The following is a 15,133-nucleotide window of genomic DNA, read 5'->3' on the forward strand; positions in this document are numbered from 1 at the left end:
TTAATGGGTTTTATTTATGAAAAATGAAGTCAGCTTTCATGTACCAGTTCGACCAATGCCTCCAGAATGGATCTTTGAATTGGATACTCCAAACTTTGCACCAGCTCCAGAAATGTGGGAATGGATAGGCAAAGTATTTCTAGATCCAAAATCCAAATTATTTAACTCTGATCATATGCATTTACGTTCATTTCGATATCCCGATATCGCTGTGATGTGGGCTAGATCTGGCTTTAAAAAGCAAGGCCGTCAAGTCATCGGTACTACTGAAAAAGTCATGATCAATGCTGGTGGTTGGAAGAAAGAACGACAAGAAGAACAATACATCCAGTGGTTCAATTATTTACCTGAATACTTAATTACTTTTGATGCTTCATATTCACGCATAGCTAGTGATGTGAATTTTTGTGCTTTGGTTGAGCACGAGCTTTACCATATCGCCCATAAAAAAGACCAATGGGGAACACCTTCATATAACAGAGAAACGGGTATGCCTAAGTTAGCAATTCAAGGGCATGACGTTGAAGAGTTTACAGGTGTTGTTCGTCGTTATGGAGCAAGTGAGGATGTTAAAAGAATGGTTGAGGCAGCAAATACAAGGCCAGAGCTGTCACGTGCAGATGTTCATTACACATGCGGCACTTGTTACTTAAAGGTGGTTTAAATTTTTTTGCCACTCTACTTGGACTTACTTGGACGGATAGAGATAAATGGCAAGGCTTAATAAACGGGTAAAACTCTATATAGTACGGTCACTTGCTACCTATGAGACACCCTCTGAAACAGCGAAGGGTGTCCAAGAAGAATTTGGTATTACCGTCACAAAACAGCAGTGTGAAGCATACGACCCAACAAAGAAAACAGGGCAGGACTTAAGCGAAGAATTTAAAACTGAGTTCTACAAAGTCCGTAAGGAAATGAACGACAACCTTAGCGCAATTCCCATCGCAAATATTGCCTACCGCCTCAAGCGCCTACAACGCTTTATCGATCATGAACAATTCAAAGATAACCCGGTATTAGTACCTAGCTTAATGGAGCAGGCAGCTAAAGAAGTCGGTGGACTTTATACAAACCGTAAGGAAATTACAGGGGCAGGCGGCGGGCCAGTTAAAACAGAAAATACTGAAAAGCCAACCGCGCCAGTATATACACCTGATGAATTAGCAAAACTCACCCCGCAAGAGCTTTCGCGCTTAGTGATTAATGGAAAGCTATGACATACGCATTAGATGAAATAGCCCCTTTAATTAAAGAGTGGACTATTAACGTACGCTTGCCTGAAGTAATGACCGAGATGACACGGCGTTATTACTACAAGGCTGCAATTGAGCAAAACGAACTTAGTATTCAGGCGGAGTTATACAAGTGCCGTAAAGATCCAGTCCATTGGTTTAACAATTGGATTTGGACATATGACCCTCGTGGTATGGCATTTGGTTTGCCTGCCAACATTCCTTTTGTATTGAGACCTAAACAGGTTGAACTTGTGGCGTGGCTAGAGGAACGTGAAAGCACTCAAACACACGGACTAATTGAAAAGTCCCGTGATGAGGGGATGAGCTACGTTGTACTGGGTTTTTTCTTACATCGATGGTTATTTGTTGAAGGTTTTGCGGGTGGTGTTGGTAGTCGTAAAGAGGAATTGGTAGACAAGAAAGGCGACCCTAAAACCTTATTCCATAAATTCCGCGATATGTTCAGCAAAATGCCTGGTTGGATGAAACCTAAGGGCTTTGTTGAGAAAGTGCATGATAACTACATGCGCATCATTAACCCGGATAACGGCGCAACAATTACAGGTGAAGCTGGCGACAATATTGGCCGTGGTGGACGTACCACAATGTACTTTCTTGATGAATGGGCATTTGTTGAACGTCAAGAAGCTGTAGATGCTGCTATCTCGCAAAATACAAACGTTCATATCAAAGGTTCTACTCCTAACGGTATTGGTGATCGATTCCATCAGGATCGATTCAGCGGCCGTTACGCCGTCTTTACAATGCCTTGGCGAGCTAACCCGGATAAGAACTGGACCGTTACATACAACGGCAAAGTTATTTACCCCTGGTATGAAAAGCAGCTGGCCACACTTGACGATGTGGTACTTGCCCAAGAGGTCGATATTAACTACGCCGCTTCAGTGGAAGGTGTCTTGATTCCTTCAGCTTGGGTTCAGGCTTCATTAGATGCGCACGTTAAGCTCAATATTGAGCCTACTGGCGACCGTATTGGCGGCTTGGATGTAGCTGATGAAGGTAAGGATAAAAACTCATTTACAGGTCGTCACGGCGTTGTCATGAATTACTTGGCCACATGGTCGGGTAAAGGCGATGACATTTTCGGAACTACTCAAAAAGCAATGGATCTTTGCATTGAGCAATATATAGATACCTTGTTTTACGATGCCGATGGTCTTGGAGCTGGATGCCGTGGTGATGCCAGGGTAATTAATGAAAAACGCCGTGAGTTGGGATTATCTGAGGTTAATGTTGAATCATTCCGAGGATCTGGATCGGTTTATGACCCTGAAGGGGAAATGGTCGAGAAACGTCTTAATAAAGACTTTTTTGCAAATCTTAAAGCACAGTCTTGGTGGTCTTTGCGTTTGCGTTTCCAGGAAACTTTTAGAGCGCTCGAAGGACGTGATTATGATCCGGATATGATCATTTCACTCTCTACTGAAGATATCGATGCCAAGGAATTGGCATTACTCACTACTGAGTTATCACAACCAACCTACACAAAAAATGGTGTTGGAAAAATCCTGGTCAATAAACAGCCTGATGGTACTGCCTCACCTAACCGGGCGGATAGCGTCATGATTTGTTTTAACCCACAAATTGCTGAGCTCAACGTTTGGGGCAAGCTGTAAAAGAGAAAGTTATGGGCTTAATTAAATTTACTAAAGATTCATTCCAGAACTTTGCCGCTCGCGTTGGGTTAGGTACTGGAAATCAGCATGATCAGTCTGTTTATGGCTTTAATTTTTTAAGTCGTGACAGATTAAAGCTTGAAGCGATGTATCGATCATCTTGGGTAGTTGGCCAAGTTGTTGATGTAGTTGCTGACGATATGACACGTAAGGGTGTCAAATTGAATGGCCTATCAGATCCTAAAGAATCGGAAAAGATAGATCAGGAGATGGATCGCTTACAAGTATGGGGGCGGCTTAATAAAACAATTAAGTGGTCACGTCTTTATGGTGGTGCCATTGCTGTCATGATGATCGATGGTCAAAACGTATCAACACCTTTAAATGTCAACACTATTGGTAAAGATCAGTTTAAAGGTTTATTGGTTCTTGATCGATGGATGGTTCAGCCAACATTACAAGATTTGGTCACAGATTTAGGGCCTGATTATGGCACTCCGCGCTATTACGATGTGATTACCGATTCAGTTGGCTTGTGCAATCAAAGAGTCCACTATTCGCGCGTCATCCGTATGGATGGCGTTGAGCTGCCATACAACCAATCAATTGCTGAAAACCTTTGGGGTCAATCAGTTATTGAGCGATTGGAGGATCGGCTAACGATTTTTGATAGTGCTACTTTAGGTGCTGGCCAGTTGGTTTATAAAGCTCATCTACGGACTTATAAAGTTAAAGGGTTGCGTAGTCTTATTGCTGCTGGTGGCCAACTTTATGAGGCTCTTGTAAAACAGATCAATCAGATCCGACAGTGGCAGTCTAATGAAGGCTTAACACTAATGGATGCTGATGATACCTATGAAGCACATCAGTACAACTTTTCTGGTTTAGACAATATTCTGCTGCAATTTGGGCAACAGATTTCAGGTGCTACAGGCATTCCGCTTGTACGTTTATTTGGTCAGTCACCAGCGGGTTTAAATGCTACAGGTGAGTCTGATCTAGCCAACTATTACGACAATATCAACCAGCAACAAGAAGGCCGTTTACGTACACCATTGCAGATCCTGTATGCCGTGGTTCATATGTCAGTACTTGGTAAACCTATACCTGATTCATTTAGTTTTATATTTGCGTCTCTGTGGCAATTAGACGATGAGAAAAAAGCAAATGTTGCTAAAGGTGTTTCTGAAGCGGTTATTGCGGTTGAAGAAGCAGGCCTTATCAAACGATCCACAGCTCTAAAAGAATTGCGCCAATCAAGTGAAGTTACGGGTGTTTTCTCTCATATCACTGATGAAGAAATTAAAGACGCTGATGGTAAGGATCCACCGCCACCGGGTGAAGGTGTAGATGATGAAGAAACAAATAAATCGGATAACACCGAACCTGACGAGAAAGACCGAGATACGGTACAGCCAGCAGCTTAGAAAGATTGCTGGTTATGTCGATACTATCGTTAAGGGTTTTGATGTAAATGACCCCCGCACATATCCCTTAATGGTGGCTTCTTTAAATAAGTATGCCAATACTCTCCACCATTGGGCACAAAATGCCGCTGGTCGAATCATTACCGATGTTGCATTACGTGATGAGAAAACTTGGCTCATCTATGCACAAGGTCTTTCCCGTGGTGTGCGTGAACAGATCCGGAATACCGAAGTTGGTGCAGTATATCAGCAGCTTCTAAATGACCAGGTAAGGCTTATTAAGTCATTGCCATTAGATGCAGCTCAGCGTATTCATGACATTTCTACACGTTCGTTAATTGAGGGCAACCGTTCAAGTGAGATTGCCGGCTTGATTATGGCAACTGGCCGCGTCACAAGATCAAGAGCAAACACAATTGCACGTACTGAGGTTAGCCGAGCATCCTGCGTATTTACTCAAGCGAGAGCCGAGAATCTAGGTTCAGAGGGTTATATCTGGCGCACAAGTGAAGATGGTGACGTGCGGCCAAGCCATAAGGCTATGAATGGGAAATTTGTTGCTTGGAATAATCCACCAACCTTGGACAATTTAAAAGGACATGCCGGGTGTTTGCCAAATTGTCGTTGTTATGCCGAACCAGTTATTCCAGAGGATATTTAAATGCAAATTTTCTTCACTATTTTTGGCGGTCCACATGATGGGTATAGGTTCTCTCTTGGTATTCCAATGGATTGCGTTCATCTAATTGAACATTCACCAGTAGGCAATGTAAGAGGCCATGGCGAGCCAATTTATCGAGAGAGAGTAAAAACCGTTCGGTACGAAAAAAGAAGAATGTTCGTTAAAAAATATGGAAAGGTATTTTTTAAAGATGTTTATGCTTTTGATGAATATGATTTCAGAGAAGCATTAAAAGAGTTTCGGCATTCATTCAATCCAGTTTATAAAAAACACGACCACCTTCGGGTGGTTTTTTAATGCCTGAAAAAAGGTGAACCATGTTTAAAAGCAAAAAGACTAAGGACCAAAAAACGGTTGATCGATCCGAGATTTATACAACTGGTCAGTTGGGCCGTACACGTGAAATAACTCCAGAGGGTTATTTACTTTGTCGTGATGTGCCGATCGCTCGCATTGGCACATTGATGTATGCGGATGGTGAAGTTCCCATCACTGCTGACAATACTGGCTTGATCATCATTTATCGTGGTGAGGATGTTTTATTCCATCCAATTACCATTGCTAGCGCAGAAGGCAAGCCCGTAACAGATGATCATCCAAGTGATTGGGTAACACCAGATAACTGGAAACTTTTATCTAAGGGTTTTGTTAAAGATGTTCGCCGTGGTGAGGGTGCCGATTCTGATTATCTTATGGCCGACATATTGGTAACAGATAAAGAAACTATCCAAAAAGTTTTGGATGGGAAAGTAGAAATTTCTCTAGGCTACGATGCTGATTATACAGAAACCAGCAAGGGCAAAGGGTTACAGAGCAATATTCGGGTAAACCATATTGCATTGGTTGAAAAAGGGCGTTGCGGTTCCCGCTGCTCAATAGGAGATAGTTTTATGTCTGCTAAAAAGACACAAAAGAAAGAACCTTGGTATCAAAATTTGCTTGGATTAAAACGCACAGTTGACCAAGCTCTCGAAGAAGCAGACAAAACTGCGGATTCGGATGATGATGACAAAACTGAAGATGACGATGATGAACCTGAGGATAAAAAATCCAAGACTGGTGATGCTGCTATTAATCGTGAAATCCTCAAAATGCTCAAAACTATGGATTCTCGTCTGGTTAAGTTAGAAAAGAAAACCAAAGATAGTGATGATCCTGAAAAGAAAACGGAAGATGAAGACGACGATCCGGAAAATAAGACAAAGGATGACGGTGATTTAACCGAGCCAGAGCCAGCTAAAAAACTTGATGAATCTGGTACGCAAACTTATACCGGTGACTCATTAAAAGAAGTCATTTCACGTGCTGAAATTCTTTCACCTGGTTATCGCATGCCTACCTTCGACAGTGCGAACAATGGTAAAGCTGTTTTAAATACTAAACGCGCAGTACTTAAAACTGCATTTGCTACTGAAGACGGACAGAAAGCTATTACCCCATTTGTTGGTCAAAATCCTGATTTTGATAGCTTGCCAAGCCACACCATTGATGCTGTATTTGCAGGAGCATCGGAACTCATCAAACAACAGAACAATGCAAAGGGCATTCGTTCTGGAATTAAAACCACTGATTTTGGCCGAGCTGCTCCAACGCCAGCTGAAATTAATAAACGCAACCGTGAATTCTGGAACAAGCAAGGATAAGAATTATGTCTAATGCATTTTTATATCGCATGCCGAGTGGTATCCCTGGTGATGTCTCTCGTAAAAGCCAATCAACAATTGAGTCTCATCCAGTAGGTGGCCAATTTTCTGCATTTGGTCTATTCGGCAAAATCAGCAAAGTGAATGGTAAATTTATTCCACTGGAGGCGGCAGATACCGCAGCGGATATTTATGGACTATTAGTCCGTGCTTATCCAACTCAATCTGCCCAAAATGAGCTTGGAAAAGCCACTCCTTTACCTAACGGCATTCAGGATCAATTGCGCCGTGGTTATATGACAGTGAAATGTAATGCTGGTAATGCTAAGAAAGCAGGCACGGTATATGTACGAATCGCTGCTGCTACTGAAGCTAAACCAGTTGGAGGTGTTGAAGCCGCAGCAGATGGAGCAAACAGCATTATCTTACCTAATGCATTTTTTATGCATGATGCTGATGCGCAAGGCAATGTAGAAATCTCATTTAACATTTAAAAATTATTGAACAGCACGGCCACCGATTAGGTGGTTTTTTTGTGCCTGGAGAAAAGACAATATGAGTAAGCTATTAATTGCGAACACTATGGCTCAAGCTTTGGCCATGGGGACAGCAACACCAGTACGCGCACGTACTCTTGACCATATGATGACTTTTGATTCTCGAACAATTGATAGCACCGGTGCTTTCATGGTCGGTGAATTAGAACGTCTTGATCAAACAATGCATGAGCCTTTGGTAGATGTGACCTGGGGGCGTGATGTTGACTTACGTTCTGATGTATCAATTGCCGATGAGATTTCGAGTTTCTCAAATGCAACATTTGCAGCAGCTGGAGGCGCTTCACCTCAAGGTAAATCTTGGGTAGGTAAAAATGCAGATGCGATCCAAGGTATCGCGTTAGATATCGGTAAAACCGCACTGCCTTTAACTCTTTGGGCTAACCAAATTGGTTGGACCATTCCTGAGCTGGAATCTGCTCGTCAAGCTGGTCGTCCAGTTGATGCCTTAAAACACAGTGGTTTAATCCTTAAGCACAATATGGATACCGATGAGCAAGTTTATATCGGTGATGAAGTTATCGGTGTTCAAGGTCTTTTGAACTCTGACAAGGTAGGCGCTACCAACGTTAATAAGAGCTGGAAGTTGGCAACAGCAGACGAAATGTTGGCCGATGTGAATATGATTTTATATAACGCATGGATTGCTTCAGGCTTTGCAGTTTGTCCTTCTAAATTGTTATTGCCGCCTGAACAGTTTGGCTTAGCAGTAACACGTAAAGTTTCTGAAGCCGGCAATATTTCAGTTTTGGAATATATCAAAGTCAACTGTATTTCAAATGCTAAAAACGGTAAGCCATTAGATATCCAGCCTTCTAAATGGTGTATGGAGCGAGGTACGGCGGGTACTGATCGTATGATGTGTTATACGCAAAGTGAAAGCCGTGTTCGCTTCCCAATGGTTCCTTTACAGCGTACTCCCGTTGAATACCGAGATCTACGTCAATTAACTACCTACTACGGTCGTTTAGGTGCAATTGAATGGATTTATCCGGAAACAGCATTCTATGCAGATGGTCTATAAGGGGAATTAAGTCATGAGCAAACAAGTACAAATTCTTCTTTCTCGTCCAATAACTGTAAATCTTGGAACTGATGAAAACGGGCAACCGAAGTCTTTGAAATTACCCGTGGGTTTACAACACGTAGATGAAGAGGTTGCCAAAAACTGGTTTGTTAAGGCGCACTGCCAAGAGATTTCTAATAATGATATCCAGACAAGTGAGCTGCAAAAGCAACTAGAAATAGCAAATGAAGAATTAAGCATTCTTCAAACGCAGTCTGATGAAGCCGCAAAGAAAATCGGACAACTTGAAGGGACTATTAAAGAACGTGATACCGAAATCGCCAACTTGAAAATCCAGTTAGATAAAGCCCTACAAACGCAAGCTGCTGAAGTAAAGGCAAAAGAATCGGCTAAGGCAAAAGAACCACCAAAGGAAACTTAACCTATGATCAGTGAATCCTCTTTTCGTGAAGAAATGCCGGCATTTGCTGATACAACGCAATATCCGTCATTTCAGTTTAATTTCTATTTAAACCTTGGGAAAAAGTTACTTCGTGAGGAGCGTTGGGGGGATACGCTTGATTATGGTTTGACACTGTTTATTGCTCACTATCTCACGCTTTATAAGCGTGCGATGGGTGCTGCAAGCATTGGTGGTGATGCTGGAAAGATTGTGGGGAATGAAACATCTAAATCAGTTGATGGTGTTTCAAAGTCCATGGATGTTTCGGGCGTACTAATCGCTGATGCTGGCCACTGGAACCAGACCACATGGGGAGTTCAGTTTTATCAGTTCTTGCTGATGGCTGGCGCTGGAGGCATCCAACTATGAGCAGCGGTGTTAAATCAAGTGGTAAAGGCTTGACTGATATTTTCCAAGCAATGGCTGAACTATCGCAAATGGATGTATTAGTTGGGATTCCGCACGGGGAGGCTCGAACTGATGGAGATGGCCTAACTAATGCGCAGATTGGCTACCTTATGGAAGGTGGTTCACCTTCTCAAAACATTCCTGAGCGGCCATTCCTTGTGCCAGGCGTTGAAGAAGTTCAAGAACCGGTAGGCGATAAATTAGTTAAAGCGGTTGATGCTGCTTTAGCTGGTAATAGCCAAAGAATGATGATGTTGCTTGAATCCGCTGGAATGATTGCAATGAATTCAGTTCGGGCTTACTTCGTAAATGGTGAATTTGCCCCTCTATCTCTGGCCACAATCCGTGCTCGAGCACGCCGTGGACGTAAAGGAGCTAAGCAGTATCTAAAACAGCTTGAATCAGGACCTGCCGAAACAGGCCTAGTTCGGCCGTTGATCGATACGGGTGAGCTTAGAAAGTCGGTTACTTACGTAATTATGAAAAAGGATAAGGAGGTTAAGCGTGGCTAATCTTGATGTTTCAGACGTTTTACTAGATCCCGACTTTATGGAGACGGGCATTATTTGCAAGCGTACTGAGGTCATCGTGGGAAACAACGGACGATCGCAAGAGACGATTACAAATACCTCTTTTTCTGGTGTTGTTACTACAAATAACGGTATCAAAATGGACCGCCGTGCCGATGGTACTTTGATCAAGGGTGCGATCAACATTCACACGCAATTTGCTTTGATTCAGGGTGATGCAAATAACAAAGCTGATGAGATTACTTGGAAGGGTAAAACCTACATTGTGACTCAAGTCTTAGATAACTTGCATTATGGCCAAGGTTTTATAAAAGCTATTTGCGAGCTTAAACCACTGGGGTAAATCATGGGTGATTCTGCTACAGGGGGATATATCACCCCTGGCGGTGGATCTGCTTATGACCAAGAACTTGAGGACATCTTTCAAGCATTCATTGTCGGGATGACATCTTTACCAGGTGCAATGGTTCGGCCACGTTTCCAAAGAGATCCACCACCAATTCCCGAAATTGGTGAGGATTGGTGCGCCTTTGCTGTAAAGTCAATAATTCCTGATGATGGGCCTTACTTCGACCAGAAAGACGAAACAATGGATTCAATTCGACATGAAGAATTGACGCTGTTTTTATCGTTCTATGGCGACCATGGCCAAACGATCGCAAACGTCCTCAAAGATGGTCTAGGCATTCCGCAAAATATCGCGCAACTCAAAGCGCAAAAAATCAAATTTATCAAGGTGGGTGAGATCATCACCGCGCCTGACTTTCTCAATAATCAGTATGTACATAGATATGACCTAACCGCTGTCTTTAAGCGGCAAACATTACGTACGTTTGCAGTTAAATCTTTTGTAGATGCTGGACCTATAGAATTTCCGAGGAGTAATCCATGACATTGTCCACCTCTGATGTTGTTAATGTCTCCATTAGTTTGGCGGCTTTAGCAGCGGGGCCGCGTAGCTTTGGCTCTTTGCTTGTATTGGGGGCTACCGATGGCGTAGTAGATCCAGTTGAGCGTTTACGTGAATATTCAGATCCAACGCCAGTAGCATTAGATTTTGGCACTGATGCACCAGAATACAAAGCGGCTCAAAAATACTTTGGGCAAGTGCCTAAACCTCGAGTTTTATACATTGGCCGTTGGGTTAAATCGGCTAGTTCAGCTGTTTTAAAAGGTGCGGTTTTATCGGCGGATCAGCGAGATATTGCAAACTTCACAGCTATTTCTGACGGTTCGATGAAAATCACCATTGATGGTGTTGAAAAAATTGTCACTGCATTGAATTTATCAGCCGTGACTAATTTAAATGGTGTAGCTTCGGCATTAACAACAAAGCTTAGTACAGCGTCAGTAACTTGGAACGATGTATACAATCGCTTTGAAATTACATCATTAACTACTGGCACCACATCAACGATTTCTTACGCTATTGCCAATGCAACCGGCACAGATGTTTCTTCATTGATGGGCTTAACAGTCGGTCATGCTTCGGTACCAGTCAATGGTTATGCAGCGGAACCTTTAATGGATGCGATTACTCATTTAGCTGATAAATCCCTTAAATGGTACGGGTTAGATATCGCTGAGCCAATTTCTGACGCTGATGTTGAAGCAGTAGGAGATTTTATTCTTGCTGCAAATCCACCCCGTATTTATGGCCAGACAATTACAAATGCTTTGGCTTTGGAGGGTACCAGCACAACTGATCTGGCTTATAAACTCAGCAAATCCAACAATGGCCGAGTATTCACCATCTTTTCTGGTGATACCCCACATGCAGCAGCATCGGTGTTTGGCCGTGCATTTAGCGTCAACTTTAATGGCACAAATACAACCATTACATTGAAGTTTAAACAGCTACCTGGTGTAGAAGCTGAAGACTTGCAAGTCTCACAAGCGAAAGCTTTGAATGCTAAAAACTGCAATGTTTTTGCTGGATACAACAACGACACAGCCATTTTACAAGAAGGCGTGATGTGTGACGGCTCATTCATTGATGAGCGTCACGGTCTTGATTGGTTGCAAAACCATTTAGAAACAGCACTGTGGAATCTTTTCTACACCACACCAACCAAAGTTCCACAGCTGGAAAGTGGCGTAAATCGTCAATGTACGGTACTTGAGCGAGCATTAGAGCAGGCAGTAACTAACGGTCTTATTGGTCCCGGTCAGTGGAATGGTGATTCTTTTGGGGCCTTAGAAACTGGTGACTATCTTCCAAAAGGATATTACGTCTTTGCTAATAGTTTAGATGATCAGGCTCAATCAGAACGTGAGGCGCGTAAATCTCCAGTTTTCCAGATCGCAATCAAATTGGCTGGTGCAACACATTTCTCTGATGTGCTTGTCTCAGTTAACCGCTAATAAGGACAAGAAAATATGTCTACATATTCATTTATGGATACTCAATGCACGCTTGCCAGTGACGATGGGGTAATCGACCTAGGTTACGGTGCGGGCGTTGCAGATGAAGGTATTACCATTGCGATGGCTGGCGATGCTAACACCATGACTATTGGCGCTGATGGTGAAGGGATGCATTCATTAAGTGCCAATAAGTCAGGCACTGTGACTATACGATTATTAAAAACATCGCCAGTTAATGCCAAGCTCTCCAATCTTTACCACATTCAACGCTCAAGCACGAAAAAGTGGGGTAAGAACACTATCACACTGAACCATACCGGATCTGGTGACAATGCGACCGCCACGAAATGTGCTTTTAAGAAGCATGCTGATCTAGCTTATAAGACAGTCGGAGACTTTAACGAATGGGCTTTTGATGCAATTAAGATCGATCAAAAATTAGGAGCTTATGACTAATGCAAATTGGTAATCATAATTACGAAATTGGCCGCTTAGATGCTTTTGATCAATTTCACGTATCCCGAAAAATTGCACCTATTGTTCCTACGATTGTTCCCTTCATGACTGAGATCCTGAAAAGCAATGTAATGGATCTCTTAGATAAGTTTGGGGATGATCCCGATAACCCGGATCTAAGCGCTTTAGAAGATTTTGATCTAAATAGTTTTGGTGAGGCGATTCAGCCTTTTATCGATGCATTTGCGAAAATGCCAGAGGAAGATGCTAACTACGTTATGAAAAAGTGCTTATCAGTCGTTACACGCGATGGTGCACGATTGGTAGTTAAAGATGCCTTGATGTTCGATAACTTAGGTATCGAGCACATCCTCCCGCTAACAATTGCAGTGATCCGTATTAACTTGGGAAATTTTATTCAAGGGTTGCTTACTCAGGCATTGAGCAAGAAACAGCCCACATAAAATTTATGCATTTACCAGACCACGAAGATTGGCTTTTACGGCCGGTGATTCGTGGTCTTTGTCGTTTTGAGTCTTTAAAAGATGGAACTGTAGATCTAGCTGATATTGCATTGATGAACGATGCATTAGATGTGCAGGCAGATAACCAGCTTTTACTTGAAAGATTTAACGATCAAAAGAAAGGTTGAGATAAACATGAGCGATACAGTTATTCGTGATTTCTTAGTGTCCTTGGGTTTTTCTACGGATAACGAAGGCGCTAGAAAAATGGGCGATGCCCTCAAAGGGGTAGATCTCAAAGCAACATTACTGCATAAAACACTTTTGCTTTTGGCAACTGGTGCCGTTGTTGCTGTTGCTAAGACAGCAAGTGAACTCGATAAGCTGTATTACTCATCTCAACGTATTGGCGCATCTGCTTCAAATATTAGAGCCTACGGTGATGCAATCTCACAGATGGGTGGTAATGCACAAAATGCACTACAGTCTCTTGAGAATGTTTCGCAGAAAATGCGTAATTCACCCGGTTATGAAGGCATGCTAACAGGCATGGGGGTTGCTACCCGTGATGGTAACGGCCAATTACGTGACCGTGTGGAAGTAATGAAAGACCTTTCAAAGACTATGAAAGGCATGGATTACTACCAAGCAAATGCTTACGCAAGTTCACTAGGTATTGATGAAAATACTCTTATGGCCATGCGTGATGATAAGTTCATCAGCAACATGGAGAAATACCAGAAATTACGGCAGGACGTTGGTTTAACTGACGAACTAACTAAATCTGGTACCGAATTCATGGTCCAGTTCCGTGATATTACGATGACAACTAAGGCAATTACTGAAGTTGTTGTAATGACCGCAGGGCAAGCACTTATACCCATCCTCAAGATGATTAATAACTTCTTGCGAAGTGCTATTGCTTGGTTCGCTGAACTAGATCCAAGATTTAAAGCAATTCTGGCCACTGGATTAAAGTTTGCCTTACTCGCCGTCATCTTTGGTGGTTTTATTGGAACGATTGCTAAATTGGCCTCAGTATTGCCAATGTTGAAAGGACTCCTTTTCCTGATCAAGTCGTTACGTTTAGCTTTCTTAGCTTCTCCTATCGGTATTGTATTAGCGCTTGCCGCTGCAATTGCTGCATTGTGGGATGACTACCAAACTTGGAAAAATGGTGGTGAGAGTCTTATCGACTGGTCTAAATGGGAAGGTGGTATTGAAACGGCTATTGCCCGCATAAAAGAATTGGCTGAGTTAATCAAAAACCTAAAAGATAAAACTGTAGAGTTTGTCACTAAGGCAATTGATGATCCAGCGGGTACCGCGAAAGAAACAGCCGCAGCAATTACTGAAGCTGCTAAAACTGGTGCAGCTGCTGTGGTTAGTGCAACACAATCTACTGTTAATGCAATTAAGGAAAATGTGAGCATATCTAAAACTGGAAAAACGTTGCAACTTTCCAACCAAGATGTTGAAGATTTAATCAAAGTTACTTCAACTGAAGTGGTAGCATCACTTAAAGGTGAGGCTTTTACAAAACAGACCCATGGTATTGTTGATACTATTTTAAACCGTGTTGTGTCTGGTAAGTGGGGTAATACTGTTCGAGACGTAGCAAATGCAAGAAGGCAGTTTACTAAAATTACTGGACCTAAATCTTATAAAACAAAATCAGGCAAGGTTGTTAAATTGAATCCATACGGTTCTGTTCAAAATATGCCATTAAAAGATGTAAATCCTAAGGTCCGTGCAGAAGTATTAAGTTATCTTGAAAGACGGGTGAATGGTCAGGGATCAAGTGTAGGTGAACACTTGAACTATGCTAATCCTTATGTTTCAGATAAGAAAAATAGGGATGCATGGGTTGATGCATTTTTCGAAAAGTCAAAAAAAGATGGTTTGGTGTTTGGCTCGGGAAGAAGTGTTCATGGTCACGGAACTACGCAGGATTTAATTAAATATAAACCTAAGCCATTTTCGATAGCTGTGTTAGGAGGTAATAGCTCAATTGTTAATGGTCTTAATAACATGAGCATTAGAAATACATCTGCACCTGAGAATAACCCTCATAAAGATCAAGTTAATGCTGTAAACTCTAAAATCTCAAACGTTACTATTTATCAAAGCCATAAAACCGAGATGACTATTAATGGCGCCAATAATCCATATGAAACAGCTAATATGGTGAAACGACATAATGAAAATACAATGGTTCAAATGGCTAGAAATGCTAAGAGTATTGTGTCTTAAAA

19 protein-coding genes are annotated in these 15,133 nt (G+C 42.2%); all 19 read left to right on the forward strand.

Translation table 11 applies throughout. From position 1 onward, the window contains the following. The first annotated feature begins 16 nt into the window (after positions 1 to 16). The 19 genes from AW165_RS14470 to AW165_RS14560 all read left to right on the forward strand — a co-directional run bounded on the left by AW165_RS14470 (position 17) and on the right by AW165_RS14560 (position 15,131). Positions 17 to 664, forward strand: coding sequence for a putative metallopeptidase (locus AW165_RS14470; RefSeq protein WP_060466223.1), 648 nt, complete (start codon positions 17 to 19; stop codon positions 662 to 664). A gap of 46 nt (positions 665 to 710) precedes the next feature. Next, a complete protein-coding gene (locus AW165_RS14475) occupies positions 711 to 1,220 on the forward strand; it encodes a DUF2280 domain-containing protein (protein ID WP_060466224.1) in 510 nt (169 codons plus the stop codon). Further along, positions 1,217 to 2,875 (forward strand): hypothetical protein, encoded by a 1,659-nt coding sequence (locus AW165_RS14480; protein ID WP_060466225.1) that lies wholly within the window; start codon positions 1,217 to 1,219, stop codon positions 2,873 to 2,875. The genes AW165_RS14475 and AW165_RS14480 overlap by 4 nt, the downstream gene beginning before the upstream one ends. 11 nt (positions 2,876 to 2,886) lie before the next feature. Beyond that, positions 2,887 to 4,302: a DUF1073 domain-containing protein gene (locus AW165_RS14485; protein ID WP_060466226.1), complete on the forward strand. Its 1,416-nt coding sequence runs from the start codon at positions 2,887 to 2,889 to the stop codon at positions 4,300 to 4,302. A 70-nt stretch (positions 4,303 to 4,372) separates the two neighbouring features. Further along, the gene (locus AW165_RS14490; RefSeq protein WP_060466227.1) at positions 4,373 to 4,963 is read left to right on the forward strand and encodes a phage minor head protein; all 591 of its coding nucleotides are present in this window, start codon (positions 4,373 to 4,375) and stop codon (positions 4,961 to 4,963) included. Further along, the gene (locus AW165_RS14495) at positions 4,964 to 5,281 is read left to right on the forward strand and encodes a hypothetical protein (RefSeq protein WP_060466228.1); all 318 of its coding nucleotides are present in this window, start codon (positions 4,964 to 4,966) and stop codon (positions 5,279 to 5,281) included. It begins immediately after the preceding gene. Between the two features lie 20 nt (positions 5,282 to 5,301). Beyond that, on the forward strand, positions 5,302 to 6,627 hold the full coding sequence (locus tag AW165_RS14500) for a DUF2213 domain-containing protein (RefSeq protein ID WP_060466229.1): 1,326 nt from the start codon (positions 5,302 to 5,304) through the stop codon (positions 6,625 to 6,627). A gap of 5 nt (positions 6,628 to 6,632) precedes the next feature. Continuing rightward, a complete protein-coding gene (locus tag AW165_RS14505; RefSeq protein WP_060466230.1) occupies positions 6,633 to 7,121 on the forward strand; it encodes a hypothetical protein in 489 nt (162 codons plus the stop codon). 61 nt (positions 7,122 to 7,182) lie between these two features. After that, entirely contained in the window at positions 7,183 to 8,208 is a 1,026-nt protein-coding gene (locus AW165_RS14510; RefSeq protein ID WP_060466231.1) for a DUF2184 domain-containing protein, read from the forward strand. A 13-nt stretch (positions 8,209 to 8,221) separates the two neighbouring features. Further along, positions 8,222 to 8,632: an STY1053 family phage-associated protein gene (locus AW165_RS14515; RefSeq protein WP_060466232.1), complete on the forward strand. Its 411-nt coding sequence runs from the start codon at positions 8,222 to 8,224 to the stop codon at positions 8,630 to 8,632. A gap of 3 nt (positions 8,633 to 8,635) precedes the next feature. Continuing rightward, positions 8,636 to 9,022 carry a DUF4054 domain-containing protein gene (locus AW165_RS14520; RefSeq protein ID WP_060466233.1) on the forward strand — a complete coding sequence of 129 codons (387 nt, stop codon included), beginning with the start codon at positions 8,636 to 8,638 and terminating at the stop codon, positions 9,020 to 9,022. Beyond that, positions 9,019 to 9,573: a hypothetical protein gene (locus AW165_RS14525; RefSeq protein WP_060466234.1), complete on the forward strand. Its 555-nt coding sequence runs from the start codon at positions 9,019 to 9,021 to the stop codon at positions 9,571 to 9,573. Before AW165_RS14520 ends, AW165_RS14525 begins: the two co-directional genes overlap by 4 nt. Continuing rightward, positions 9,566 to 9,934, forward strand: coding sequence for a hypothetical protein (locus AW165_RS14530; protein WP_016802836.1), 369 nt, complete (start codon positions 9,566 to 9,568; stop codon positions 9,932 to 9,934). Before AW165_RS14525 ends, AW165_RS14530 begins: the two co-directional genes overlap by 8 nt. Positions 9,935 to 9,937: 3 nt before the next feature. Further along, complete coding sequence (locus AW165_RS14535) at positions 9,938 to 10,483, forward strand: LIC_12616 family protein (RefSeq protein ID WP_060466235.1); 546 nt, start codon at positions 9,938 to 9,940, stop codon at positions 10,481 to 10,483. Continuing rightward, complete coding sequence (locus tag AW165_RS14540; protein WP_060466236.1) at positions 10,480 to 11,955, forward strand: DUF3383 domain-containing protein; 1,476 nt, start codon at positions 10,480 to 10,482, stop codon at positions 11,953 to 11,955. The genes AW165_RS14535 and AW165_RS14540 overlap by 4 nt, the downstream gene beginning before the upstream one ends. A 15-nt stretch (positions 11,956 to 11,970) precedes the next feature. Continuing rightward, on the forward strand, positions 11,971 to 12,414 hold the full coding sequence (locus tag AW165_RS14545; protein WP_060466237.1) for a phage structural protein: 444 nt from the start codon (positions 11,971 to 11,973) through the stop codon (positions 12,412 to 12,414). Then, positions 12,414 to 12,878: a phage tail assembly chaperone gene (locus AW165_RS14550; protein ID WP_016802832.1), complete on the forward strand. Its 465-nt coding sequence runs from the start codon at positions 12,414 to 12,416 to the stop codon at positions 12,876 to 12,878. The genes AW165_RS14545 and AW165_RS14550 overlap by 1 nt, the downstream gene beginning before the upstream one ends. 5 nt (positions 12,879 to 12,883) lie before the next feature. Continuing rightward, positions 12,884 to 13,066, forward strand: coding sequence for a DUF6889 family protein (locus tag AW165_RS14555; protein ID WP_016802831.1), 183 nt, complete (start codon positions 12,884 to 12,886; stop codon positions 13,064 to 13,066). A gap of 7 nt (positions 13,067 to 13,073) precedes the next feature. After that, positions 13,074 to 15,131 (forward strand): cell wall hydrolase, encoded by a 2,058-nt coding sequence (locus AW165_RS14560; protein WP_060466238.1) that lies wholly within the window; start codon positions 13,074 to 13,076, stop codon positions 15,129 to 15,131. Positions 15,132 to 15,133 lie beyond the last annotated feature (2 nt).

This window comes from Acinetobacter sp. LMB-5 (assembly GCF_001541635.1).
Lineage (GTDB): Bacteria > Pseudomonadota > Gammaproteobacteria > Pseudomonadales > Moraxellaceae > Acinetobacter > Acinetobacter pittii.

Bases quoted from the DNA above. Each gene is read 5' to 3' on its own strand.
- AW165_RS14470 (WP_060466223.1), top strand. From the start codon at position 17: ATGAAAAATGAAGTCAGCTTTCATGTACCAGTTCGACCAATGCCTCCA.
- AW165_RS14475 (WP_060466224.1), top strand. From the start codon at position 711: ATGGCAAGGCTTAATAAACGGGTAAAACTCTATATAGTACGGTCACTT.
- AW165_RS14480 (WP_060466225.1), top strand. From the start codon at position 1,217: ATGACATACGCATTAGATGAAATAGCCCCTTTAATTAAAGAGTGGACT.
- AW165_RS14485 (WP_060466226.1), top strand. From the start codon at position 2,887: ATGGGCTTAATTAAATTTACTAAAGATTCATTCCAGAACTTTGCCGCT.
- AW165_RS14490 (WP_060466227.1), top strand. From the start codon at position 4,373: ATGGTGGCTTCTTTAAATAAGTATGCCAATACTCTCCACCATTGGGCA.
- AW165_RS14495 (WP_060466228.1), top strand. From the start codon at position 4,964: ATGCAAATTTTCTTCACTATTTTTGGCGGTCCACATGATGGGTATAGG.
- AW165_RS14500 (WP_060466229.1), top strand. From the start codon at position 5,302: ATGTTTAAAAGCAAAAAGACTAAGGACCAAAAAACGGTTGATCGATCC.
- AW165_RS14505 (WP_060466230.1), top strand. From the start codon at position 6,633: ATGTCTAATGCATTTTTATATCGCATGCCGAGTGGTATCCCTGGTGAT.
- AW165_RS14510 (WP_060466231.1), top strand. From the start codon at position 7,183: ATGAGTAAGCTATTAATTGCGAACACTATGGCTCAAGCTTTGGCCATG.
- AW165_RS14515 (WP_060466232.1), top strand. From the start codon at position 8,222: ATGAGCAAACAAGTACAAATTCTTCTTTCTCGTCCAATAACTGTAAAT.
- AW165_RS14520 (WP_060466233.1), top strand. From the start codon at position 8,636: ATGATCAGTGAATCCTCTTTTCGTGAAGAAATGCCGGCATTTGCTGAT.
- AW165_RS14525 (WP_060466234.1), top strand. From the start codon at position 9,019: ATGAGCAGCGGTGTTAAATCAAGTGGTAAAGGCTTGACTGATATTTTC.
- AW165_RS14535 (WP_060466235.1), top strand. From the start codon at position 9,938: ATGGGTGATTCTGCTACAGGGGGATATATCACCCCTGGCGGTGGATCT.
- AW165_RS14540 (WP_060466236.1), top strand. From the start codon at position 10,480: ATGACATTGTCCACCTCTGATGTTGTTAATGTCTCCATTAGTTTGGCG.
- AW165_RS14545 (WP_060466237.1), top strand. From the start codon at position 11,971: ATGTCTACATATTCATTTATGGATACTCAATGCACGCTTGCCAGTGAC.
- AW165_RS14550 (WP_016802832.1), top strand. From the start codon at position 12,414: ATGCAAATTGGTAATCATAATTACGAAATTGGCCGCTTAGATGCTTTT.
- AW165_RS14555 (WP_016802831.1), top strand. From the start codon at position 12,884: ATGCATTTACCAGACCACGAAGATTGGCTTTTACGGCCGGTGATTCGT.
- AW165_RS14560 (WP_060466238.1), top strand. From the start codon at position 13,074: ATGAGCGATACAGTTATTCGTGATTTCTTAGTGTCCTTGGGTTTTTCT.